This is a genomic window from Paenibacillus sp. 32O-W, from assembly GCF_007679495.1.
Lineage (GTDB): Bacteria > Bacillota > Bacilli > Paenibacillales > NBRC-103111 > Paenibacillus_L > Paenibacillus_L residui.
The window spans coordinates 1-26,460 of record NZ_VEGP01000009.1 but is presented as its reverse complement, the minus strand read 5'-3'; the positions used below and the strand labels follow the sequence as shown (position 1 = coordinate 26,460).

Genomic DNA, 26,460 nt, shown 5'->3' with positions numbered 1-26,460 from the left:
GAGATCATGAATACGAAACAAAAAAACATGTTGTCCGCCGAGATCGTAAAAAAGGCGATCATGGACAGTTTTATCAAATTAAATCCGGTTGTCATGATGAAAAATCCGGTCATGTTCGTCGTCGAAGCAGGAACGTTCGTTGTGTTGTTGATGACGCTGTTTCCGGGCTACTTCGGTACCCAAGGACGAGGTGGATTTAATCTGGCGGTTTTTCTGATTCTGCTATTTACCTTACTGTTCGCCAACTTCGCCGAGGCATTGGCTGAAGGCAGAGGGAAAGCGCAGGCTGACACGCTGAAGAAGACGAAAAAAGAAATCATGGCCAATAAAGTAATCGGCAACAGTGTGAAGGTGATTCCGTCCACGGAACTGCGCAAAGGCGATGTTGTGATTGTCTCGCAAGGGGAAATGATTCCGGGTGACGGAGAGGTCATTGAGGGTTTGGCTTCCGTGGACGAATCAGCCATTACCGGAGAATCCGCTCCCGTTATTAAAGAAGCCGGCGGCGATTTCAGCTCTGTGACCGGCGGCACACGGGTCGTTAGCGACCAGATTACCGTACGGATTACAAACGACCCTGGAGAATCGTTCATCGATCGCATGATCGCACTGGTCGAAGGCGCGAAGAGGCAGAAAACGCCGAACGAAATCGCGTTGAATACCCTGCTTGTCAGCCTAACGCTGATTTTCCTGATCGTAGTAGTGACTTTGGCCCCGATGGCCGACTATCTTGGGATTAAACTGGAGATTCCCGTTTTGATCGCGCTGCTCGTGTGTCTCATCCCAACGACGATCGGCGGTTTATTATCCGCGATCGGCATTGCCGGGATGGACCGTGTGACCCGTTTCAATGTAATGGCCATGTCGGGAAAAGCGGTTGAAGCGGCAGGCGACATCGATACGATGATCTTGGACAAAACCGGTACGATCACGTTCGGGAACCGGATGGCCAGTGAGTTCATCGCCGTTGGGGATGAATCCGTGGAGACGGTAGCCGAATGGGCGGCCGTCAGTTCGGTGAAGGATGAAACACCCGAAGGCCGATCCGTACTCGAACTCATGAAAAAAGAAGGGTATTCGTATCCGGCAAATGCGGTCGAAGGCGCGGAGTTCATTGAATTTAAAGCGGAAACTCGCATGAGCGGAATCGATTTACCGGACGGACGCAAAGTTCGCAAAGGCGCGGTTGACGCGGTCAAGGCTTGGGTTAGCGCAAAGGGGGGAGTGATTCCCGCCGATTTGGACCAAAAAGGGAACGCAATCGCATCGGAGGGCGGAACACCGCTCGCCGTTGCCGTCGACAATCGAATTTACGGACTCATTTATTTGAAGGATACGGTGAAGCCCGGCATGCGGGAGCGTTTCGATCAGCTGCGAAAAATGGGAATCAAAACGATCATGTGTACAGGAGACAATCCGCTGACAGCAGCGACGATCGCACGCGAGGCCGGTGTGGATGACTTTATCGCCGAAAGCAAACCGGAAGACAAAATTGCCGTGATCAAGCGGGAACAGGCGGCCGGCAAGCTGGTGGCCATGACGGGTGACGGAACGAACGATGCCCCTGCGCTGGCGCAGGCGGACGTTGGGCTTGCGATGAACAGCGGCACGACGGCAGCCAAGGAAGCGGCCAACATGGTCGATCTTGACTCCGATCCGTCGAAGATCATTGAAGTCGTAGCGATCGGCAAGCAACTGCTAATGACGCGCGGCGCTCTGACCACCTTCAGCGTGGCGAACGACATCGCCAAATATTTTGCCATTATCCCGGCCATGTTCATGCAGGCGATTCCGGAAATGAACGTATTGAATGTAATGGGACTCGGATCACCAATGTCGGCCATTTTGTCGGCGCTTGTGTTTAATGCGATCATTATCCCGTTGCTTATTCCGTTGGCCATGAAGGGCGTTGCCTACAAACCGATGAGTTCCGCCCAATTGCTCAGCCGGAACCTGCTTATTTATGGATTGGGCGGAGTCATCGCGCCGTTCGTCGGGATTAAATTGATCGACATGGTCGTTCACTTATGGGTGTAGTTGAAACGGAATACAGAGAGGATTGAAATGGAATGAATCATTCAGAGCAGCATTTTCAGGGACTTTCCCGCGGATCTTACTTGTTTTCCATGATTCGGCTCAGTTTGTTGTTCATATTGCTATGCGGAATTGTGTATCCGCTCGTTTGCACCGGCATCGCGCAACTTTTGATGTCAGATCAGGCTAACGGCAGTTTGATCAAAAGCAGCAGCGGAGAAATCATCGGTTCCGAATTAATCGGGCAAAACTTTACCGATCCAAAATATTTTCAAGGCCGGGTCTCCAGCATTGAATACAAAGCGGAAGCCTCCGGTTCCAACAATTACGGGCCATCGAACCCGGACTTGCTGAAAAGGACGGAGGAATCCGTTGAAGCGTGGAAGGCAAACAATCCGGACGTTCCTGTTAGCCAATTGCCGATTGCCTTGATCACGAACTCCGGTTCAGGGCTGGATCCCCATATTACGCCAGAATCCGCCAACGTGCAAATTCCGCGTATCAGCAAGTTGACCGGTTTGTCTTCGAGCGAGCTCGAGAAACTGGTACAAGAACATACCGAAGGACGGGATTTGGGGATTTTCGGGGATCCAAGAGTCAATGTGTTGAAATTGAACATCGCGCTGCGCGAACTTATGAAATAGTTAAATATCATCTGCGAGCCCTGCCTATGGCCAAATAGGCGGGGTTATCGCATTTTAGTAAAGAGCTTGCGCAAGGGGGGAACAAGAGTGGGAAGTTTTCGCAGGAAGACGCCGGAAGAAATCCTGTACTCCATTTCCAAGCTGCACCGTGGTCGGCTCAAAATCTATATCGGCGCGGTCAGCGGTTCGGGTAAAACGTACCACATGCTTCAGGAAGGTCAGCATTTGAAGCAGCAGGGAATCGATGTCGTCATTTGTGCGGTTTCGACAAGACAGCGGCCGGAAACGGTGGAGCAACTCGGAGACTTGGAACGTGTACCCAGCATTCACTGGATCAAGGATGGAATGGAGCGTAAGGACTTGAACCTCGAGGCGCTGGTCAAACGCAATCCGGAAGTGGTATTAGTTGACGGGCTTGCCCATCGCAATCGGGAAGGAGCACAGTTTCCGACACGTCTGGATGACATCCAATTTTTGCTGAATCATGGCATCAGCGTAATCACAACCGTCAACGTGTACGAACTCGACGGCGCGACGGAACTGGCGAGAAAATGGACCGGTGTCGTGGTGGAGGAAACCGTCCCGGCAAACACATTGGAGATGGCGGATGAAGTCCAATTGATCGACGTATCGCCGGAAACGATACTGAAACGGCTGGAGGAGGGGCATGTCAACGGTGACTCCTCGCCCATGTTGTTTGAGCGAAGCAACATCGGAAAATTACGGGAGCTGGCTTTGCGGCTAGTGGCGGAAGATGTGAACGATTCCCTCGAAAAATACCGCATGGAGCAAGGTTTAACCGGGCCTTCCGGAGCAGCGGAACGCATTCTCGTCTCGGCGCAATACCATTGGAACGGTTCCATTCATGTCCGCCGCGGCCAACAAATTGCCAAACGCTTGGGTGGAGATTTGATGATCGTCACATTTGTCCATCCGAAAAAAATGCTGTCTCGCGAAGCAACTGCATTTAAGCGTTCCCTCTTGAAATTGGCCGATAAAATAGGAGCTAAATTCGAAGAACTCACCTTGGCAAGTAGACGGAAGCTTCCCGGCATGTTGGCTCGTTACGCAACCTTGCATCAGGTAACGAGAATTGTACTCGGCCATTCCAAGCTAAATCGCTGGCAGGAGCTGTGGCGGGGATCGATTACAAACGGCATCCTTAAAAAATCGAGACATACGGATATCTACTTCGTTGCGGATCGTGCTGAAAAGGAAGGAGAGCGGATACTGCCGACCAAAATGCTGACGGAAGGTCGGTCGGATGATCGCTACCGCAGGCTAAGCGATCAGGAAGTGGAGCGAAAAATAGGGGAAATCCGGAGAGGACGATTCAAGGTGCTCATCGGCGCCGCCCCCGGGGTCGGGAAAACGTATGCGATGCTTCGCGAGGGGAACGATTTGCAGAAGAAAGGCATTGACGTCGTCATTGGACTTCTCGAAACGCATGGACGAAAAGAAACGTTAGCGCAAGTCGGTTCGCTGCAAACGATCCCGCGGGCGAAGTTGGAGTATCGTGGAGCGAATCTGGAAGAACTGGACGTCCAGTCCATCATTCGCCGCAATCCGGAAGTCGTACTCGTGGATGAACTGGCACATACGAACGTGCCCGGCAGTAAAAACAAAAAAAGATTCGAAGATATTGTAGACATTTTGAACGCAGGCATTTCCGTTATTTCGACGATGAACGTACAGCATTTGGAAAGTTTGAACGATGCGGTTGAACAGATTACCGGCGTGCGAGTTCGGGAAACCCTCCCCGACCACGTGTTGCGCATGGCCGATGAAGTCGAGCTCATTGATGTCGATCCAAAAACGCTGCAGCAACGAATGCGGGAAGGAAAAATCTATGCGCTAGATAAAGTGGATCAGGCCTTGAATCATTTCTTCCGAACGGGCAATTTGATTGCTTTGCGTGAATTGGCGCTACGGGAAATCGCTGACGATGTGGACGAACGATTGGAAGCCTGGGAAAGAAACGATTCGCTTCGCGGACCTTGGAGAAAGCAGGAGACGGTCTTCGTCGGGGTAACATTAAGCACCAATGCTGAGCGCTTAATCAGGCGGGGGTTTCGAATTGCTTATCGTTTGAAGGCTGACTGGGTTGTAACGTATGTTCACGATCATGCTGAGGTTGCTGATGAGTTGAAAAAACGCATCAAAGTGCTGGAAGACTTGACAGCGCGGTTGGGCGGTAAGTTTATGATGCTGTTTGCCCGGAGCCGAAGGCAGATTCCATACCTTTTGCTGAATAAAGCCAACGATATCCAAAGTACGCAGATGATTGTCGGGCAATCGAAGCGGACCTTGTGGGAAAAAATATGGAAACGATCCGTAATCAGGCCGATTCTGCGTTATGGACGCCATATGGATGTGTTGGTGATTGCGGATATTGAGGCTTGCTATTATCAAGATGAAGGGTAACATAGCTTGTCGTCTCATGAAAAATAATTACGTTTTAGCAGATAGTTAATGGAAAAAAGTTAATAGATGTTAACGAAAAGGAGTTGGGAATGTTGCCACTTTGGAAAGTGAATGGAACTTCGCTATATTATGAAGTTTGTGGTCAAGGAACATCCCTCGTCTTTATTCATAGTCTTGGACTAACACATGAAATGTTTGAAATTCAAAAAAATTATTTTAAACAATCGTATCAAACTGTGTTCCTTGATCTGAGAGGAAACGGACAGTCTGGAAATTTGAAAGTTCCGGTTGGAAGAGTTATAGAAACCCAGTGTGAGGATCTAAGTCTCCTCCTGGGGTATTTGGGAATTAAAAAAGCTGTAATTGTTGGCGTTTCCTATGGTGGAATCATTGCTCAGAAATTCTCGAATTTGTATCCAAACCAAGTAAGCGCAATCGTGATTTCAGACTGCTTGAGTATAAATGTCAGGACAACTATGATTGGCAAATTCGTCTCCATGATCGATCTCATCAGTTCGCTCTCGTATTATTTGCCAGGTGAATTCTTTTTACGCTCGATGAAGATCACTTATTATAAGTGGGACTTGGCTTATCGTGCAATTCGAAAAGGAATGCTGCAAAAAAGATCTGGAGAATGGTATAAACAGCGTCTGGCGGTCAGGGGGATTGATTTCACCCCGTTCTTGCCGCAAATTAAAGTGCCCGCGCTTTGTATTGCGGGGGACCATTCCTATCCAGTTATCAGGCAAATGAATGAAACTGCAGGGCTGTTGTCCAATGCTCGTTTACAAGTCATTGAAGATTCCTGTAACCCAAGCAACTTGTGCCAACCACAACGATTTAATGAGATTGTCCAATGCTTTTTAGAGGATAATCATTTGAACAAAGGTGCTAACAATTATATGCAAGGGTATTAAGTCCCCTTTTGAAAGGAGTTTATGCACGGCGCCAAAAAATGTCGTTTTGTAAGTTCAATTTCATCGAACAAATGACCTATAACCGGCTGAGTTCGAGATGAAAAGGAGCGTTTGGACAAAAAACGTATGACAGCACCAACATAAAAACAGACTATCTTTCTTCTCGCAGCGGTGTTGCCATGTGAGATGGAGCTGATATTATGTGCTCTCAGATGCCTGCAATGTCAGGCAGCGGTCTCTTTATGTGTCTGTCCTACTAGTACGGTTTCTAACACATCAACGATGGATATCATTTTCAGACTTAGTCGCAATGGAGTGTTGGCATGCTCTGCGGCAAGGTCTTTTTTGTTTTTCACGAAAAATAAACAAACGTTTGAAATGGAACGTTGGCTGTCGCTCTCCCCCCTCTGTTTTGGTTTGCCAACAAACCAAAATGGAGGGACTTGAATGAAAAAGATAAATTTGCGGGATATGTATCCTTTTTTTAAGACGGATGTATGGGTTGATGTAGATGAAGAAGTTGCCCATGAAATTCGCCGCTTCGACTTGGAAGAAAGCGCCTACAGGCTGCGAACGTATCGCCATCGGGCCTATTATTCGCTTGATCGCAACGACGGGATTGAGCAGCATGTTTTATTTCTTTCGATTTCACCGGAGGAGTATTACGAGCGCAAACTTTCACGGCAGCAACTTTATGAAGCTATGTGCCAATTGCCGGTGAAATCTGCCAGACGGATTTATGCCCATTATTTCCTAGGCATGAGCAAAGTCGCTATTGCCAGAGCCGAGCATGTCGATGAGCGGGCGGTTCGTAAATCTATCCAAAGAGGCTTGAAACAAATGGAATACTTGCTCAAAAACTTGTAATCGTTTCGTCGGAGGGTCCGATTTTCCCGCCATAATGAACTGTTATATAGAGGACCATGCTCAGATAGCGGCTGGTTGCAACCAGCCGCTCATTTTCCATGAGAGGGGTTTGTAACGATGCATCCGATTCGATTTCGAGATGAGGAACACGAGAGATTTTATGTTCAGATGCTGAATGAAAGGAAATGTAAAGACGGCTACCATCGAGCACTTTTCTATACATTGGGCATTTCCCGGGAAACCAGAAGTCATATCTGCGATTTGTATGATTTTTCTAATGGCGGCATTAAGCCCGAAGGTCTTTCGGCCCCTTGGCAAACCGGCAGTACCATTCGAGTGTGCCGGCTCGCCTTTAATTTATGGAACGGCTGGACCGAAGCAGGCGGCGAACGTTACTCCACTCCCCACGAATTATTCGATTGCAGCTATGCCCCCTACTTTTTTGAAGCGATTCATCTTCGTTATCCCGAATATTGCCGAAGTCACGAGAGAACGATCAAACGGCTGGCCGAACAAATTCGCTGAATGGCTGCCAGCGACGGGAGTGGAATGGGACGATGAAGGAAATTAAAACGAGGAATGTTGTGAAAGACGTCAAACGTTTGGACAGATTCCCAAACGTGTTGCATCGTGTAAAGCGTTCAAGCGCTCGTGCCAAGCGGCAAGTTGATCATGACAAGACGACTTCCCAATCTCCGGTTGAATATGCGCAGGGCCAGTCCGCAGCGGCTACGATAAAAACGATACGTGCCCAAATGGGAATGAGTGTGCGTGTCAACAAGAGATTGATTCGGCACATTCTAAAAAGGCGGCCGTTGCCAGATGGTGATTCTGTCACAAGTCAGAGCCCAATTGATGTTCATACGGAGTCTTCGATTACGCGTACACCGCGACTTGCCCGTAGGATACATCTCCGTAAGCCGGTTGATGGAAAATACGTCTTGTCTTCTGGCTCGCATTCAGGAAAACAACGATTTATACGGAGCCGGGTCAATGCCCGGCTTCTGCATCGTTCTCGAACAGGCGACTTTCCTGAGCGGATGCAGAAAAGGGATATCGGCCCTCTAAAACCGGTGGGGAAGAAGGAAACATTCTCAGCCGCGGTATCTCGTTCAGCAAATGAACGCGTGAAACCGTTAACCCGAGTCCCCTCTGCTATATCAAAACAATCAGGTCATACGATCAAACGGAAAGTACGAAATTTTAAGACATTATCGCCATTTGTAAAAAATGGGCATCGGCTAGAGCACGCTAACAATCATTCGGATGCTCAAACTGAAGGGAAAATGAATGCCGTCAAGGAAGCACAGCGGGCTGCGCAGATGGCGATGTCTGCCCGCCGGTCCATTCAAACCGCGCGAGCTGCCGCGAGATTGAATCGCCTTATCGTTAAAATGGTTGTAAGAGCCACCGCCTTGCTTGTCAAGGGATTGACGGCACTTTTGGGGATCAGCGGTTCGGTAATTGTAGTTTTGTGCATTGTCATGGCGATAGCCGCTGTCATTTCCTCTCCTTTCGGTATCTTTGTGTCTGGTGAAAATACGGATGCCGATGTAAAGCCGCTTACCCGAATCGTTCAGGAAATAGACGATGAATTTGCCGCCCGACTGGCAGAAATACAGCAATCCGCTGGCAATGTAGACCGGGTGGAATATCATTATCCCGGCAGCGCGGACAATACGCGGATCGATAACTGGATGGACATTATCGCCGTCTTTGCCGTGAAGACCGTCATGGATGCGGAAAACGGAATGGATGTGGCTACGCTTGATGCAACAAGAATCGGTATCATTCGATCGGTGTTTTGGGATATGAATTCGCTGGAATCTCGTGTTGAAACGATAGAACATAAGGAAACGGTTACGATCGAACATGAGGACGGGAGCACCAGCGAAGAAACGATTACCCGATATGAGCGCATCTTGCATATTACCGTCACTAGCCAAACTGCGGAGCAACAGGCAGATATATACCGCTTTACAAATGAACAGATTGAATTAATGAAGGAAATGCTGTCCGAGGAGTTTCGCCCGCTCATGTATGCAATACTTGGAAAAGATGCGGATATTGGTTTGACGCCGGAGCAGCTTGAATCGGTTCAACAGCATTTGCCCGAAGGCGAACTGGGCAGTGAAGCCGTCAAATTGGCGCTGACTCGTCTAGGCGATCCGTATAGCCAACCGAAGGCCGGTCAGGACAACTATACGGATTGCAGCTATCTCGTCCAATGGGTGTATCGTCAGCTAGGTATTAACTTGCCGCGAACCGCAGCGGAGCAGGCCAGATTTTGCGTTGAGAATGGCCTGACCGTAAGCGCGGCGGAGTTGGTTCCGGGTGACCTTGTGTTTTGGAGCTACGAGCGCAACGGCAGATTCAAGGATATCACTCATGTCGGCATTTATGCGGGAGACGGCAAAGTAGTGGACGCTTCCTCCACTCGGGGACAAGTGGTATACCGGAATCTGTTCGACACGGAAAAGCAGGTGTTTTTTGGCAGGCCGTATCTGGCGAGCGGTGTTAGCCCGTGAGATAATCTTCCTCAGAACGATACGAGGATGATATTATGTTTCATTGTAAAGAATGCGGTAGATTTTGGGGTACACGTATATAGTCGCGGCTACAGCTACTATAAAGAATAGAAGCCCAGTTTTGGAAACTGTCACAAGCACTTCTTCCCAGGTTGCAACCGACATCAGCAAAAGATGATAAAGCAGGAATGTTGTCCGGTTTTGTCGTATTTATTATTTGGGCTTACGGACTTCTAAGTTTCGGTTTTAGCATAAACGCAGAGGAGATGGGCGTATGTATTTAAAATATCTCCTTATCAAGAACTTCAGAGCTATAAAAGAGCTGAAGCTTGAATTTAATAAGGGGTTAAATATTCTTGTCGGGGAGAATAACGCCGGCAAATCCGCGATCATCGATGCTTTGAGAATATGTTTAAGTTACGGCAAACAAGTCCGTGACATTTACGTACGGAAAAGTGACTTTTACATCGATAGGTCGAACCCTGATTTTCTGCTTCCTGACATCGAGTTTCATTTGAATTTTAAAGTTGAGAAAGATGAAGAGACGGGTTGGTTTAACGATTTGCATGCACTCAACGATAATGGTCAGAGTGAGTTGCAAATACATTATCGATATTACATAGATCGACAAAAAAATATAGAAAAAATAAAGTACAGGGTTTGGGGCGGTCATAATGAAGGCCAGCAAATTGAACCCGATGTATGGGATCTGCTGTTGCATGTATATCTCGGGGCATTAAGAGATGCCGAACAGTATTTGAGACCCTCGAGAGGAAATCGTATCGGACAACTTTACATGAATCTGAACGAGGACAGAAACAAAAATCGAATTGATGAAGATAAGCGAAAGGAACTGGCCAGAAAAGTAACGGATGCTTTGAAAAATAATCAAGAATGGACAGATTTAATTAACACCGGTAAAGAAAAAGTCAACGAACATTTAAAGCAAACAACCTTTCATGGAAAAGGACAAGAAGTAGAGATCGACTTTCTTCCTTACGAGTTTAGAGGCATAGTCGATAACCTTCGCATGCAAATTCCTGTTTTCAACCAAGAGAATCTGCAAACCGATTCTTCAAAGCAAGGGTATTTTGAACTCTATCAGAACGGACTAGGGTATAATAACCTGATATATACTGCAACTGTTCTTGGCGATTTAAAGAATAGACAGCAAGTCGAACCTGAGACCTATATTGCCCTGTTAATCGAAGAACCGGAAGCTCATCTGCACCCACAGTTGCAAAACGTATTCTTCAAATATCTGAATGAATTGGACAAGATCGGATTCCAGCTTTTTATTACATCGCATTCTCCGACTATTACTGCCAAAGCCGATTTAAATGCACTTATCGTTCTGCAAAATCAAAAAAACAATATTTCGGCGTTGTCTATTAAAAACTCTGACTTAAAGGATGAGAACAAAGCGTTTTTAGCCAAGTTTCTAGATGTAACAAAGTCGCAATTATTTTTCGCAAATGGAGTCATATTTGTCGAGGGCATTTCCGAAGCATTGCTTCTCCCTGTTTTTGCAAAGTTAATGGATAAAGACGGAAAGTATGATCTGGATAAAAACGGGATTGAAATTGTGAACGTGAACGGCGTGGCCTTTGAGCATTTTGGAAAGTTGTTTAACTCTACGGATGAAGGAAAGAGACTGCATGCAAGAGCAGCTATTATAACGGATAGTGATCCTAATTCAACTGGAGAAATTTCAGAGAGGGCTGTAAAAGCTGCGGCTTTGGAGCAAGGGCTTTTAAAAGTGCGGTTAGCAAAAATCACCTTTGAACATGATCTGTTTCTAGAGGACAAAGCGAACAGGGATTTGTTGCTTAATATCTATCAGGAGATGCATCAGCGTACTGTTATTGAGAAAGGTAGTTCCGATATTCAGCATGCTCGCGAATTTATGAAAAAGCTTGGGACGAACAAGGATAAGTCGGAATTGGCTTATCGGCTGGCAGTGAAACTTGAAGCCGAACTGTTTGCCTATCGTCAATCCGAAAAGGAATTGGCTAATAAAGCACACCCAAACGATGCAAATCAAGGGGCAACCAAAATTAACTTTAAAGTCCCTGAGTACATCGCACAAGCAATCAAATGGGTTGTTCAGGATGATGCCGATGTTTAGTTCTCTGTCCTCAGAGCAACGCGAGATTGTATTTGAAAAAACCGGAAGATCTGTCGTCAGAGCATGTCCCGGCAGTGGGAAAACATACTCGCTTGCCGCGAGATTGGCCTATAGAATAAGTAATTGGGATCGAAAATGCCAAGGTATTGCTGCTATTTCCTTTACAAATGTGGCATGGAAGGAGATTGAAAAACAACTTAATGAAAAGTTTGAGATTAGAATACCCGTTCAATATCCTCACTTTTTAGGCACAATCGACAGCTTCGTTAATAAATTCATTTTTTTGCCTTATGGCCATCTCATTATGGGGTGCAGTAGGCGTCCCATCCTTGTTGGTGAACCACATGGCACTTGGACGGGTGGAAAATATGAGAGAGATTATAACCGATACTTTGATGCAGTAAGTTTCAACGCTGAGGATATTGCGATACGTACCAAGAGCCCGTCACAATACCATTTTAAATGGTTCAATAAGGATGGCTCCGAAAGTGGTCATGTCAAGCACCTGAAAGACATGAAGTACGCTTTCTGGAAACAGGGATTTGCAACACAATCAGATGCCAACTACATTTCAACTAAAATATTGGAGAGTTATCCTGCAGTGGCCAAATCAATTGTGCAGAGATTCCCCGAACTTTTGATTGACGAAGCACAGGATACATCGGATGTTCAAATGAAAATCATCGACTGTCTCCTGAATCACGGGCTTGAGCACATTTTGATGATTGGAGATCCGGATCAGGCAATATATGAATGGAATGACGCCAAACCGGAATTATTTATAGAAAAGTATGCTCTTTGGAAAGAAAACTCAGTCGTTTTAAACGAAAATAGAAGAAGTTCCCGTAATATCTGCAATTTTACTTATCGGTTGTCTTCTTTAGATAATCCATCAGTAGCAGTAAACGAAAATGTGAAAGAATGCGAACTACAGCCAACTATTGTTACCTATAATGCAGACAATTTACAGCATACAATCGATGATTTTCTTCGCTTATGCATTCAGAACCAAATCGATATAAACCGTGAAAAAATTGCTGTATTGTACAGAAGTAAGGGCTTTTACTATCAAATCATAGGTATCGACGGTGCAATAAAGCAGGAAGACCCTTGGCTTCCCGGAAAAATGTTCACAAGAGAGTTCGCCAAAGGCAAATACTTATACGACCGTAAACATTTTAAAGACGGTTATAAAATGATTGAGCGTGCAATACATAAAGCATTGTCAGGCAACAATTACTGTTCAGAAAATGATATTGCTGATAGGATATCAGAGGAAGGTTTTTTGAAATATCGGAAACGTATTCTAAACATCCTGCAGTTACTGCCAAATACGAACATCGATCTTATGAGTTGGATCAATCAAGCAAATCAGAATTTCAAAATAAATGGGATCAAAATAAAACTGGAGGTTGATTCTAGTTTTGGAGGTCTGACGTTCGAACAATTGTTTGAAACTGCCGAATTATACGCAGAACATCTTGAGTATAGATTGGGAACGGTGCATACCGCGAAAGGCGAGACCTTTGATGCTGTGCTACTTTTTTTGAAAAAGAAAGCTGGCAAGAAAAGCTATTACAGTACGTATATAAAAAATAACACTAGTATAACAATTTGTGAAGAGTTAAGAATCGTATATGTAGGCATTACTAGGCCGCGAAAACTGCTTGTACTTGCTGTTCCTGATGAAACTGACAAGAAAGCATGGGAAAAGAAACTAATCGGAATAGATCAGGGAGAGAGTTCATTATGAGTGAAAGATTAAGAATAGCGTCACTAGATATGATTGCCGACCGGACAGAAAAATTAAAGCAGCTTTTTCCCGAGGTTTTCCGCGAAGGCAAAGTTGATTTTGATCATCTTAAAGAAGTTTTGGGAGAATTGGTGGATAACCGCAAAGAACGCTACGTACTGACCTGGGCCGGGAAAAGTGAGGCGATACAAAACATACAAGTTCCTAGTGTCGGGACCCTCCTTCCGGTTCCGGAACAATCCATCCACTTTGATACATCCGAAAATGCCATTATTGAAGGAGATAATTTGGAAGTATTGAAGCTGCTGCAAAAAAGCTATTATGGCAAGATTAAAATGATTTATATCGACCCGCCTTACAATACGGGCAATGAATTCATTTATCCGGATAACTTCAGAGAGGGTTTGGAAGAATACTTGCGTTTCTCGGGACAGACTGATGAAAATGGCATCCGGTTGAGCACAAATGCGGAAACAAATGGCCGCTATCACTCCAACTGGCTGAACATGATGTACCCACGTTTGTTTCTGGCGAGAAACTTGCTCAAAGAAGATGGAATTATATGCATTTCCATTGACGATCATGAGATCAAAAACCTAAGAGCGTTACTTGATGAAATTTTCGGGGAAGAAAATCACGTTATCACTACTGTTTGGCACAGGCGACAAAATGCGGACAATAGAAACCTGACAAATGCATCAACGGATCATGAATATATTGTTGTGTATCAAAAAACTCAAAAAGGAACGCTCAGAGGAAAAGATATTGATATTTCGAAATATCAAAACCCCGATAATGATCCCAGGGGACCATGGGCAAGTATTGATTTAACAGGTTTAGCAACTAAAGAACAACGACCTAACTTACATTTCGATATCATTGATCCAGAGACGGGCATTGCTTATCCACCTAATCCAGCCAGAGGATGGTCAAAATCAAAAGAAACAATAGATCAAATGATCCAAAATAATGAAATACTTTTTCCAAAGAATCCAAATGGAAGGCCGCGGCAGAAGAAGTTTTTAAGAGATCTCCAAAGTAGCACTACGGGTTTTTCATCAATTTTAAAAGATGTTGGTTTTACTACTGACGGAACACGGGAAGTTACAGAGTTGCTTGGAGAAAGAATCTTTGCTTACCCAAAACCTACAGAACTAATAAAAACGTTTATTGATCAATGTACGGGAGAAAACGACATCGTCCTCGACTTCTTCGCAGGTTCCGGAACAACGGCTCAAGCCGTTCTGGAATTAAACCGTCAGGATGGAGGCAATCGCAAATTTATCCTTGTTCAGCTTCCCGAACCGATAGATCGGCAGGACTACCCTACAATCGTTGAAATCACCAAGGAACGTGTCCGCCGCGTGATTGCGAAAATCAATCAAGAAGAAGAAAACGAACTGGATCTTGCGGATGTTCATACCCAGGATCGCGGCTTTAAAGTATTCAAACTTTCTTCAAGCAACTTTAAAATTTGGGATGGTTCGTTCGAGAACATTCCGAATGCGCAAGTTTTGGTCGAACAGCTTACCCTTTTTGCTGATAATGTTCAACCTGGCCGTTCGAAGCTGGATATGCTGTATGAAATCCTGCTGAAATCAGGCTTTCAACTTTCGGAACGAATTGCTCCTGTCCTTGCCCTTGGCGAAACCGTTTATTCCGTTGCCGATGGAAGCCTTCTCGTCTGTCTTGCGGAGACTCTAACAGAAGAACTTGTCCGAGGCATGATCGAACTAGAGCCTGATTCAGTCATATGTCTTGACTCGGCATTTCATGGCAACGATCCTTTAAAAACGAATGCGGTGCTGGAGATGAAGTCTCATGACATCGAATTTCGGACCGTATAGGAGTGTGTTTTTGTGAAGATTCAATTTGACAATCAGCAGCCGCACCAATTGGAAGCTGTTCAGGCGGTTGTCGATCTGTTTAGAGGCCAGCCCTTGCAACGCGGCGAATATGAAATCGATTTGACTGGAATGGCCGGAGGGTTGCTGACTGAGCTAGGCATAGGAAATCAACTTCACATCAGTGCGGAAACCATATTATCAAATGTTCAGCAAATCCAGCGGAAACACCAATTAAACGTATCAACGGAGCTGAGCGGTCTAAACTTCTCTATAGAAATGGAGACGGGAACCGGGAAAACTTATGTTTATTTGCGAACGATTCATGAGTTGCATGCCAATTATGGGTTTAAAAAATATATCATTGTCGTTCCCAGTGTAGCCATCCGGGAAGGCGTTTTGAAAAATTTGCAACTAACTCGCGAACATTTTGACAAAGAGTACGGCCATCCTCCGATGGATTACTGGGTATATGACTCCAAACGCATTTCATCCCTTCGCCAGTTTGCCGCCGCCAATCAGCTGCAAATCATGGTGATCAACATTGATGCATTCAATAAGAAAGACAATAATGTCATACACAAGGAGCATGACCGATTGTCCGGTCGGCTTCCCATTGAATTTATTCAGGCGACAAGCCCGATTGTCATTATGGATGAACCGCAAAATATGGAGAGCGAACAGGCGCGCGCTGCCATTCAAAGTATGAATCCATTATGCACGTTGCGCTATTCTGCAACCCACCGTCATGTTTATAATTTGCTATACCAACTTAACCCGGTTAGAGCCTACGAACTGAAACTGGTTAAGCGGATCGAAGTAGCTTCCGTTATGGAGCAGCCGGATTATAACCAGCCGTATATCTTTGTGGAATCCATTACGGCTACGAAGTCCAAGGTAACGGCAAAACTTGTCATTGAAAAACAACAAGTGCAAGGACCCGTCAGAACAAAGATATCTGTCAGCAAAAACGGCGAGGACTTATATAAGTTGTCCGGAAATAGAGAAGCTTATCGCGATTATATTGTTGACCACATTGACGCCGGGAGCGGTATCATTGCTTTTGCAAACGGGACGGTTCTTGGTACGGGACAAACATTGGGCGGACAAACCGAAGATTTGATGCGTGTGCAGATTTATGAAACGGTTAAAGCTCATTTGGAAAAGGAATTGCGTATAACGGAACGTTTTCCGATTGGGAGAAGAATGAAAGTTTTATCCCTGTTTTTTATTGATCGTGTAGCAAACTACGCAGATTCAGACGGTAAAATCCGACTTTGGTTTAAAGATGCCTATCAAGAGCTGTCGTCCAAACCATTATATCGATCATTGAACCTACCGGATGTAGATCTTGTTCATAACGGGTACTTTGCAAGTGACGGCAAAGGAAAGGCAAAGGATACATCCGGAAACACCAAGGCTGACAATGATGCGTATGAACTGATTATGAAGGACAAGGAAAGACTGCTTTCTCTCGACGAGCCTCTTCGGTTCATCTTCAGCCATTCCGCATTGCGGGAAGGTTGGGATAACCCGAATGTATTCCAAATCTGCACATTGAACGAAACGAAATCCACTTTGAAAAAACGACAGGAGATTGGCCGGGGATTGCGGCTGCCGGTAGATGAAACAGGAAATCGTGTATTTGACGCCAGCGTGAACCGATTAACAGTTGTAGCCAATGAAAGCTATGAGGATTTCGCTCGTGAGCTGCAGACAGAAATTGAAAACGATTGTGGTGTTCAGTTTCCCAAAGAATATATCGATCAAGCCAGCAAACGCAAGAAAATTCAACTGGTTAGCAAATGGAAAGAAAATCAGGACTTTTTGGACTTGTGGAACCGCATAAAACACAAGACACGTTATTCCGTGCATTACGCGGCTTCCGATTTGATTCGTGCCGCCGCCGAAGCTATGCGTCAAATGCCTGCTATTTCGAATCCGAATATTGTGACTCAGAAGAGAGGCATTGAGATTACACAGAAAGGCGTAACGACTTCTTTGTTTGCTGTTAGTGAATCTCAGTCCTCGTTTAAGGTTCGGCAAATTCCTGATCTGATTGGTTATATTCAGAGGGAAACAGAATTAACCCGAGGTACAATCGCAGAAATCCTGGTCTCTTCCGGTAGGCTCGGTGATCTGTGGGTGAATCCACAGCAATTTCTTTACTATTCGGCTAAATCGATCCGCGAAGCAATGGAAAAACTGATGGTGGACGGAATCAAATATGAAAAAGTGGCAGGAGCGGAATACGAAATGCTTCTGTTTGAACAGGAAGAGATCATCAGTTACATCAACCGCATGATCCCGGTGAACCATTCCATTTACGAAGCCATTGAGTACGATTCCGAGATTGAACGGCAATTTGCTCAAGAGATGGATACCCGGACGGATGTGAAAATGTTTCTTAAGCTGCCGCGATGGTTTCAAATTGATACGCCGCTCGGCAAGTACAACCCCGATTGGGCCATTGTATTAGAGCCTGAAGGCGAAGAAGCTAAGTTGTATTTTGTCGCTGAAACAAAGTCTACCCATGATGAAAACAAGCGCCGAAACAGTGAAAATGCAAAAATACGTTGTGGTGAAGCGCATTTTGAAATATTTCCTAATGTTACCTTTAAAACGATAACAAGTGCTACGGAAATTAATATTGCACTCAAAGGTTTGAATGACTGACGCAAAACGCTAGCTTGATGCATGCTCAAATCATCGTAAAAAAACGCATAAAAAAGAGTTTGCGCTTCTGAGTCGAATTCATCATATGCAATCAGAGCGAACTTGGGGGAGTTATAACAATAAGGTTAAATCACCAAAACTCCCCCTAAGTCAGAATAAAACATTAGAATTAACTAGTTCTTTTCTAGTAAATTTTATTCATATCTATGTCGTAGCCTGAACTTTTCATCTCTCTAGCTAATGCTATTTTCCAAGCGCCGTGACTATCCATATCAACATAAACAACACCAGAGATATCATTAGGTTTTTCAACATCTCCCTTTACAAGTGCACATACATTTTCTCGTCCTATTTTTCCAATAAGATACCCATGCTCAAAAATTACATTTTGTCTTGCGCGTGGTTTTAACTCTGGCTCATCTTTCGATTTCCCGACGTCACAAGAAGTATATAATACAATTGCGAATCCAACATTGGAATGTTCTTCTATTTTTTCTATAATTGTCTTTCCTTTGCTTGCTTGTTCGTGTAAAATAATTGCTTCCAATCCCAATTTTTCAACGAATCGTGCTGTTGTATATTTAGCTTCATTGTCATGCCCATGAACAATGAAAACTTTTGAAGTATCCAATTCGATCGCTCCTTCGCATTTTATTATGTCCGAACCTTCTAAGACATATTTGCTATTAAGTACAAAGATACTATGTTTGGATTTTAACACCTTAATCACAAACAAATATTTGTTTTCCTTTTCCAGAATGGCATATTCAATTTCAGGTCGCGAAGAAAATAGTTTTAGCGCACTATCAATTATATTTTGAAAATTAAACTTCTGACTGATTCCATTTAAATAAAAATTCTCACCATCATACGTAGCCCCAATTATAATATAACCGAGTCCAGTATTCGCCAAAGCACATATATATGTAGCAATAGCACTAGGTTTTAATTGAAATTCTCGACATATTATATTGGTCGTAATTTCCTTCGCGAGTAACTTAGTGATATCGATATCTAAGGACATTTAATACACCTATCGTATTTTTCTCAATGGAATTTTGTTTATTCCCGTAGTTTTTAGTATTTTCCCAAATGTTATTTTCTCTGGCTCATCCCGACCATTTTCAACCCATATTTCCCAGTCCTTCTCATAATCAAGTACGTCTTTTTCCGTATCATAATAAATTATTATTTGGCCAAAATCAGACGGTCGGGTAATAAGGTAAATTTCCTCGTTATTTTTCGATATCAAAAAAATAGTCTTATCAATTTCAATTATATTATCTAAATTATAATCTGGTTTTCTTTTTAAGTAGTTCAATATATTCTCTCTGGACCTATTCAATATATTTTGCACATAGTTAAATTTAATAGGGTTACTATCAGATATATGAATAAAGTTTTCAGCAAAGAAGCTGTTCTCTAACGCTCTCTCCAAACCTTTATCCGAAAAGATCCCCGACTGAATCAAAAATTCTTCTGTAATTTTTTGCTTAACCCCTAGGGCTTCAGCTTCTAACGTCGATTGAGTTGATAATAGATTTTCCAAAGCCAATTCATCCGTAAGTCCATACTTATTAAGTATTCGATCAAACTTTTCTGCTTTTTCCATATTAATCGCAATCTCTTCATCATCAATAAGCTTATGTTTATTTTTATATATTTCATGAAACAACTTTTTGGCTTTTTCTTTGTTTTTGTTCTCATTAAACCACACGAAAATTTTTCTGAATATTACTTTAGTTTCCTCGCTCCTCGGATATTCATTAAGTCGTTTTGTTAACAGAACAGATATTTGGTCTGCTACATCCTGTTCCTTCTTCACTCGGGTTTCCGGCAAATCCAAAAATATATTTAGGTCAAGCAATTCTTTTCTGAAATCGTATCCCAGTTCAGCAGAAATGTCTTTTAAAGCTCCGTCAATTTTGCCGTCATCCAAATACAGATCATCTTTTATGACAAATTCACCATACTGATTAGGCAGAATTGGATTGATACTGTTGTTTAATATATTATCGTAATCGTTATCTATCAAGAATGAAATAAAACTGTTTAACCAGCCAAGAGTTTGTGATGCGCTGTTCCACTGCAGGTATTCTGTTAATGCAGAAACACTCCCTGTGTTAGCTATGGTCTGAGCAATCCACCTAATCTGCCTTTTATCAACTTCATTCCAAATGCTTTCGGACCAATTATATATTATTCTTTCTTCGTGTATCTCATCTGGATAAATTGCCTTACAAAATTGGTAAATTAATTTTCTCTTACTTGGAAAATCAGGTGCTTGGGAATATAACGCTACTAAATAATTGCAAGCATGCGATATTTTTTCGCGTTTTCCTTCTCTTATTATTTTGTTCATTTCATCTACGATTTCTTCTTGTCGTTTAACTGCATATTTGATTTGACCAGTTGCTACTTTATTATGTACTAAGTAATCTCGAATATCTATTCCTAGTAGTTCCATTACGTTCTTTAATTCCTCATCGATATTCTTATCAATTTTCAATTCTGATTTTTTCTTAAAAATGCCCTTTTGGTTGGGAATAACCGAATATTGGTCGTTGTTCACATCATTCAAACAATCTTGGTCTAAATTTAATATCTGATAATAAGAATTTAGCCATGAGATGGGATCAATACCTTTTACAAGTGATTTGGCCAAATTATCCAAGTCACTTCTCTGATGGATTGAATAAGTAATCACTTTCGGTGTAAGCTGGCTCATTTCAGGCCATATAAGCTCATACCAAACATCAATATGAGCTTTCCGTGGTAACATTGATGGTATCCACTGATACCCTAAATCCCAAATCTTATTTCTTAGGTCTTTAGAAGATGCTGAAGGAAACCAGACATTTGCCTTACCATCCTCGCGAAGAATTGTAATTCTCCTACCGTCTTCGGTATCTACGATTGGAGTATTTAGTATTTTAGATTTAATAGGTTGGAGTACTTCACTATTAAACCATTCTTTTGAAATCCATGCTTTTTCTTTCTGATTCGGTATTTTTGCAAGTAAATGAATATTTCCCCAGTTTTCCTTTGAGGCATGTTCCAACAAAGTGTTATAGAGCTCTAACGCTTTAAGAATTATTGATTTATTCTCCTCAATTTTTTGCCCTGGACGATCTGTGAGGTATACACCGTTTCTCGGTTCATTTGGATTAAAATTAGGACTATTTACAACAACGGGAAATGAAAAATCCTCTGTACCAATTAAAGGAAAATCACAAAACAATCTAGGCAATAGTGGATTATACTCTTTTAGAAAGATTCTATTCTCAGCAAATTCAATTTCGACAGCTATAGAAACATCGTTTTCAGTTAAAACCGCAATTTGAGTCTCGACTTCATCCCACAATTCGCTTTTTGTCACTTTGTAAAGCTTAATATTATCTCCTAATTCACGGTGGCTTCTTGACAACTCGTATTGAACGTTCTCATTGGCTATATTTACGGATTTTATCTCAGGCAAAAAGACTAACGTATAAGCCAGTGCAATGTGTAGGTCATTTAATCCAGTTTGGGCTACTTTTACGCCGCTTTCGTCCAAAACATATCTGAAAACGGTATTGAACCCATCAGGTGAATAATCATCGTATGGAACTTGAAGATCAATATCTTCAAGTGATGCATGTGAATTGTTCACCGAAGCGATAATTTCATGAATATCAGTACCGCTTCGATCAAGTCGGATCTTGAATTTTTTATATGGTTCATCTAATTCCTTAAGCACACCTTCAATTTCAACTTTTTCAGACAGTAAATGTGTCGTGAGAAAGCCTGTTCCGAATTTCCCCGTTTTTTTCTTGACAGTTTCCTGCGTTGTCCTCTCTTTTGTCGAAACCTGCTCAATCAAAAAGGTCACATTATCCGTTGTGAAAGGCTTCCCGTTATGCTTAAATTCAATAATTTTATTTTCCTTATCTACTTTAAAATCAATTTCAATTGTTAGATCGCAATTTTCGTGTGCAACATCTTTTGCATTTTGTAATAGCTCCCATACCCAACGCCTTGCAGAATCTCCATTTTCGTCAAATCTCAATTTATCCATCAAGTCGAGGATTTTCGTAGCAATCGCATGACTATAAACTTTTTCTTTAGAACGCTTAATCTTTGAAATGTACGACATATTAGATGTCCCCGCTTTCATTAACAATCAGGTTTTCAAATAAATCTTCTATAAGAAATCACTAGCGTTGCATTAATCTTTTCATACCATTCAAAATCATCATAACTTTCAGCGTTCAAGTGTTCTCAGGCATAAAAAAATCCTTTACACTGGAAAGGTCAGGTAGTTCCTGTCCAAATCCAACGCAAAGGATAGACCATGGACAAGAATACCCTATTTTCTTCATTTGGTAAATACATTTCACCCATTAATATTGTGAAATTTCAACAACGGATAGACGAAACGGATCAGGACAAGTACGTGAAAAAGTTAACGACCAAAGCATATCTACTCCTGTTTTTGCATGCTCAACTTCAGCAACGAGAAGGACTCCGAGCCATTGCAGATGATGTTTTATCAAAGAAATTCCAGCGAGAGTTAGGACTGTCGTCGATTAGTCCCGCTCAGCTTAGTCGCAAAAACAATCGAGTAGATCCAGCTTTGCTTGAAGAAATATTTGTTGACCTTGTAGGGCAAATTCAGAGACACTCGGGCAACACGTATTCCCTTCGAAAAGACATGAAAATCATTGATTCTACAACGATTGGGCTGTGTTTGCAGAAGTACAAATGGGCAACTTTCCGTAAAACCAAGGCTGGCATCAAACTTCATCTTCGTCTCGTCTTTGCCGACCAGGGGGATGTGTATCCTGAAAAAATAACCATCACGGGTGCCAAGTCCAATGACCGCACTCAAATGGAATCGTTGATTGATGAGATCGGTATGATGTACGTCTTTGATCGAGGGTATGTGGATTATGAAAAATTTGATGAATACACGGACAAAGGCATCTTTTTCGCTTCTCGTCTAAAAGATAACGCCGAAATCCGTCATCTTTATGAATTCAAAATCCCCTTGGAAAGCTCCGTTTTATCGGATTCCATGATCCTTCTTGGAACGCCTCAAAAGCGGGTAGATAACGTGCTGCGACTCATTGAAACGCTTGATTCGAAGGGAAATCTCATTCGAATCATTACGAATCGGTTCGACCTGGAAGCAGAAGAACTCAGCGACATCTATCGTTGGCGTTGGCAAATTGAGCTGTTTTTCAAGTGGATAAAGCAGCATGTAAAGATCAAGAACTTCTATGGAACGAGTGAAAATGCGGTACGAAACCAAGTATTACTCGCACTCATTGCCTACTGCCTGTTGCTCCTTGTCAAACTGGAACAAAACAGTCAGCACAGCTTGTTGCAGATCAGGAGATGGCTAAAAGTGTTTCTTTGGCAAACGTTCGAACAATGGATAGGTAGAATGAATTACCAGTCCAAACGAACATCCAGAGGGCGACAGAAAAGGAATTAGGTATTGGTTGCTGTTATCACGATTGTAATAAATGTATAAAACTACCAAATGGACAGTGGCTACCTTTTGCTTGGTTGCTGCCGTTTTTGGTTGTGTAGCTGAAAATGTCATTCAGAATACTTTGACAAATTACGAACGCATTTTTTATGCAACGCTAGTGATAAGAAATAAGAAATCAGAATGTATGGTCGACAAAATTATGACTCTTCGAAGTTATACATGTAAAGCAATTCTACCGGAAATCTTGAGTCGGCGTGACGTGGAACTTCAGTTGAAATAATTTCTTGTCAAACGGCGAAATCCCAATGGTGTTAACCAAATTGACCCAAAATCAAACGAGAAGTCTTTCTCATAATAATACCATAAAATTGGGAGATCAGTCCCTAATGCACGTTCGTTGAAAGCTCGTTGAACTATATGAGAAAGATAAAATGAAAAAGGGATATTTTAAAATTTAAGGTCCGGTTTTACATCAAAAATGAAATGAATAATAGAGGGACATGTTCCGTTCCTTTCAATGAACCTTGACAACCGAATACAATCTTATCCGGTACGTTCCCCGCATGGCCAGAACGGAAAGCCACATTGCAGGCGCGCCACGACCATATTGCCGATTTATTTCTGTATGTCTTTCATCAGAAACGGCAACCTGCGAGCGATTTTGCCCATGCAATCCATAAATGGTGGTTCCATTTAAGGCGAAGACCCATGCGGAGGGATAATGATACTTCCGTCCAGCCACAGTTCAGCGCAATGGGGGCGGCTTGCAGCGATCCTGGAAGAGGTTTGAAGCCTATGAGGACGGCTAACCACTGTCCGCCGGATAAGATTTTTGAGAGAAGCAACCAAAACAGAGGCGAAAACAGAGATGCGCACATACGGTAATGTTCGTTGCGCATCTCTGATTTTCAGCTTTGATGAAATAATGGGAGGTTACTATGAATCATAAACTCATCCGGTACAGCATGCAAATCGCTATGATAAGACAGCTACTGGCATTATCCTTGATTACCGAAAACGAATTTCATTTGATAAAGAACAAAACGATGCGGGATTACGGCATCATTTCGGACCTCACTTCTTGATTCGCACATTTGTCGGTCCGCCCATCTCTTATTAAACTGATGGCAAGTAAATAAGAATGGAGGACAACATCATGGCTCTCGAAGTAGAAGTAATTAAAGCAAGTAGGAAAATATCCGATCGCAACGCCGGAAAGTTATCAGATGTCCTTCGCGTCGCCCCTTATGCCCGCGTAAGTACCGACACCGAGGAGCAATTGAGCAGCTACAAGTCGCAAGTCGCCTATTACACCGATCTCGTTAGCAAACGAAGCGACTGGGTGCTGGTTGATATTTATGCAGATGAAGCCATAACCGGGACTCAGGTAACGAAGCGAGAGGATTTCCAACGCATGATTAACGATTGTATGGATGGGAAAATTGATATGATCATCACGAAGTCAATCTCCAGGTTTGCAAGAAATACGCTGGACACGTTGAAATACGTCCGTATGCTGAAGGAAAAGAACATCGCCGTACTTTTTGAAGATGAGAATATCAATACGCTGACGATGGACGGCGAATTGTTGCTCGTCATTCTAAGCTCCGTAGCGCAGCAGGAAGTGGAGAACATCTCCGCCAACGTAAAAAAAGGTTTGAAAATGAAAATGAAGCGCGGCGAACTGGTGGGCTTCCAAAGTTGTTTGGGCTATGATTACGATGTGAATACGAAACAGATAACCGTTAATCAGGAAGAAGCCGAACTCGTCCGCTATATTTTTGAACGATACACATCGGGAATCGGCGCTTATGTTATTGCAAAGGAACTGACTGAGGCTGGACATAAAACCAAGTACGGGAGAGTCGAATGGCAGGACACAACCATTCTTGGTATCATAAAGAATGAGAAGTACAAAGGCGACTTGTTGCAAGGAAAGACATTTACCGTCGATCCAATTTCCAAGAGAAGACTGGACAATTACGGCGAGGAAGATCAGTTTTATGTCAAAAATCATCATGAGCCGATTGTCAGCGAAGAAGTGTTTGAGAAGGCGCAGGATATTTTGCATCGAAGGAGCGAGAATCGCCGCCGCGGCGCGAAAGGCAAGCGGGACAAGTACAGCAGGAAATTTGCTTTCAGCAGCAAGTTGGAATGTGCTTTCTGCGGAAGCAACCTCTCGCGGCGGAACTGGCACAGCGGAACCCCGCATGAGAAGGTGATTTGGCAGTGTGTGACAGCCACGAAAAAAGGGAAGAAATACTGCTCTCACAGCAAAGCTTTGGAGGAAAAGCTGATCGAGGGTGCTTTTGTCGAATCGTACAAATTGGTGTGCCGCAACAATTCGGATGTACTGGACGAGCTTATGAAAAGAATGGAGTCCGTGTTTAGTGACCAAAATAATCAAAAGCGACTGAACAAAATTATTAGCGATATTGAGGCCATGGAGCAAAAACGTTGCAAACTGATTGATTTGTGCCTGGATGAGAAAATAGACAGGGCTACTTACGAACAGAAGTATATGGAGCTCGATACTTCGCTTACTAAATTGCTCGAAGAAAAGGAACAGTTGGAGCAATCCGCGCAAGATGAAATTGACTTGGGAAAACGGCTTGAACATTTTCGCAAAGTGCTTCAAACGAATGAGGTTCTGACTGCATTCGACCGAAACGTATTCGAAAGCATTGTCGATAAAGTTATTATTGGGGAGAACTCCAATCAGGAAAGTCCCGAGCCGTACAAACTGACCTTTGTATATAAAACAGGCTTTCATAACAGCATCCAAAGCAAGATGCATAAGCAAAAAAAGTCCATGCGAAGTGAAAGGGGGAAAGTGCCTTCCTATTCTGAGCACAACACATGTGGAGTGCTGTGTGTCGCTCGTAAGGAAGTAGTATTTTGAGAGCCGCATTTACCTATTAGACGAAGCCCAGGCGCTGTTGGCGCTTGGGCTTTAATTTTGCATTCCACAGAGGTAATAATGCAACCTATAAGGCTCTAGCAGTTAGTCCTATTGGTGAATTAGATGTTGACTACAGTTGTTTTTTCTAGGTAATGAGGAAGGTAAGTTTCATTTTGCAATATATAATTAACTCAACTTTCGCACCTGAAATTCTTGCCTGATGCCAAGTATGACAAGGAGTTAACGGTATATTTCAGGTGGTGT

At 43.2% G+C, this 26,460-nt stretch carries 16 protein-coding genes; 14 read left to right on the top strand and 2 right to left on the bottom strand.

Going from position 1 to position 26,460, the window contains the following annotated elements:
• Nucleotides 1–6: 6 nt before the first annotated feature.
• The 11 genes from kdpB to FS806_RS05580 all read left to right on the top strand — a co-directional run bounded on the left by kdpB (nucleotide 7) and on the right by FS806_RS05580 (nucleotide 17,815).
• Nucleotides 7–2,037 (top strand): potassium-transporting ATPase subunit KdpB, encoded by a 2,031-nt coding sequence (gene kdpB, locus FS806_RS05630; protein ID WP_144878484.1) that lies wholly within the window; start codon nucleotides 7–9, stop codon nucleotides 2,035–2,037.
• 32 nt (nucleotides 2,038–2,069) lie between these two features.
• A complete protein-coding gene (kdpC, locus tag FS806_RS05625; protein ID WP_144878483.1) occupies nucleotides 2,070–2,678 on the top strand; it encodes a potassium-transporting ATPase subunit KdpC in 609 nt (202 codons plus the stop codon).
• An 87-nt stretch (nucleotides 2,679–2,765) separates the two neighbouring features.
• On the top strand, nucleotides 2,766–5,102 hold the full coding sequence (locus FS806_RS05620; RefSeq protein ID WP_144933640.1) for a histidine kinase: 2,337 nt from the start codon (nucleotides 2,766–2,768) through the stop codon (nucleotides 5,100–5,102).
• An 89-nt stretch (nucleotides 5,103–5,191) separates the two neighbouring features.
• The gene (locus FS806_RS05615; RefSeq protein WP_144933639.1) at nucleotides 5,192–6,019 is read left to right on the top strand and encodes an alpha/beta fold hydrolase; all 828 of its coding nucleotides are present in this window, start codon (nucleotides 5,192–5,194) and stop codon (nucleotides 6,017–6,019) included.
• 447 nt (nucleotides 6,020–6,466) lie between these two features.
• Nucleotides 6,467–6,886: a sigma factor-like helix-turn-helix DNA-binding protein gene (locus FS806_RS05610; protein WP_144933638.1), complete on the top strand. Its 420-nt coding sequence runs from the start codon at nucleotides 6,467–6,469 to the stop codon at nucleotides 6,884–6,886.
• Nucleotides 6,887–7,003: 117 nt separating this feature from the next.
• Complete coding sequence (locus FS806_RS05605) at nucleotides 7,004–7,411, top strand: DUF6075 family protein (RefSeq protein ID WP_144933637.1); 408 nt, start codon at nucleotides 7,004–7,006, stop codon at nucleotides 7,409–7,411.
• A gap of 761 nt (nucleotides 7,412–8,172) precedes the next feature.
• Complete coding sequence (locus tag FS806_RS05600) at nucleotides 8,173–9,414, top strand: C40 family peptidase (RefSeq protein ID WP_222126592.1); 1,242 nt, start codon at nucleotides 8,173–8,175, stop codon at nucleotides 9,412–9,414.
• Nucleotides 9,415–9,688: 274 nt separating this feature from the next.
• On the top strand, nucleotides 9,689–11,542 hold the full coding sequence (locus FS806_RS05595; protein WP_144933636.1) for an ATP-dependent nuclease: 1,854 nt from the start codon (nucleotides 9,689–9,691) through the stop codon (nucleotides 11,540–11,542).
• Nucleotides 11,535–13,295, top strand: a complete 1,761-nt coding sequence (locus tag FS806_RS05590) for an ATP-dependent helicase (protein ID WP_186328223.1) — start codon at nucleotides 11,535–11,537, stop codon at nucleotides 13,293–13,295. Before FS806_RS05595 ends, FS806_RS05590 begins: the two co-directional genes overlap by 8 nt.
• Nucleotides 13,292–15,142 carry a site-specific DNA-methyltransferase gene (locus FS806_RS05585; protein ID WP_222126591.1) on the top strand — a complete coding sequence of 617 codons (1,851 nt, stop codon included), beginning with the start codon at nucleotides 13,292–13,294 and terminating at the stop codon, nucleotides 15,140–15,142. Before FS806_RS05590 ends, FS806_RS05585 begins: the two co-directional genes overlap by 4 nt.
• A 48-nt stretch (nucleotides 15,143–15,190) precedes the next feature.
• Nucleotides 15,191–17,815: a restriction endonuclease gene (locus tag FS806_RS05580; RefSeq protein ID WP_222126590.1), complete on the top strand. Its 2,625-nt coding sequence runs from the start codon at nucleotides 15,191–15,193 to the stop codon at nucleotides 17,813–17,815.
• Nucleotides 17,816–17,999: 184 nt separating this feature from the next.
• Here FS806_RS05580 and FS806_RS05575 read toward each other — a convergent pair whose 3' ends face one another.
• Together FS806_RS05575 and FS806_RS05570 are read right to left on the bottom strand one after the other, a co-directional pair.
• A complete protein-coding gene (locus FS806_RS05575; protein WP_144933633.1) occupies nucleotides 18,000–18,839 on the bottom strand; it encodes a TIR domain-containing protein in 840 nt (279 codons plus the stop codon).
• A gap of 9 nt (nucleotides 18,840–18,848) precedes the next feature.
• Complete coding sequence (locus FS806_RS05570; protein ID WP_222126589.1) at nucleotides 18,849–21,971, bottom strand: sacsin N-terminal ATP-binding-like domain-containing protein; 3,123 nt, start codon at nucleotides 21,969–21,971, stop codon at nucleotides 18,849–18,851.
• A 177-nt stretch (nucleotides 21,972–22,148) separates the two neighbouring features.
• Here FS806_RS05570 and FS806_RS05565 point away from each other — a divergent pair, with 177 nt between their 5' ends.
• The 3 genes from FS806_RS05565 to FS806_RS05555 all read left to right on the top strand — a co-directional run bounded on the left by FS806_RS05565 (nucleotide 22,149) and on the right by FS806_RS05555 (nucleotide 26,196).
• The gene (locus FS806_RS05565) at nucleotides 22,149–23,294 is read left to right on the top strand and encodes an IS4 family transposase (protein WP_005837477.1); all 1,146 of its coding nucleotides are present in this window, start codon (nucleotides 22,149–22,151) and stop codon (nucleotides 23,292–23,294) included.
• A gap of 938 nt (nucleotides 23,295–24,232) precedes the next feature.
• The gene (locus tag FS806_RS05560) at nucleotides 24,233–24,379 is read left to right on the top strand and encodes a hypothetical protein (RefSeq protein WP_054796018.1); all 147 of its coding nucleotides are present in this window, start codon (nucleotides 24,233–24,235) and stop codon (nucleotides 24,377–24,379) included.
• A 71-nt stretch (nucleotides 24,380–24,450) separates the two neighbouring features.
• Nucleotides 24,451–26,196, top strand: coding sequence for a recombinase family protein (locus FS806_RS05555; RefSeq protein ID WP_144933631.1), 1,746 nt, complete (start codon nucleotides 24,451–24,453; stop codon nucleotides 26,194–26,196).
• The last annotated feature ends 264 nt before the right edge of the window (nucleotides 26,197–26,460 follow it).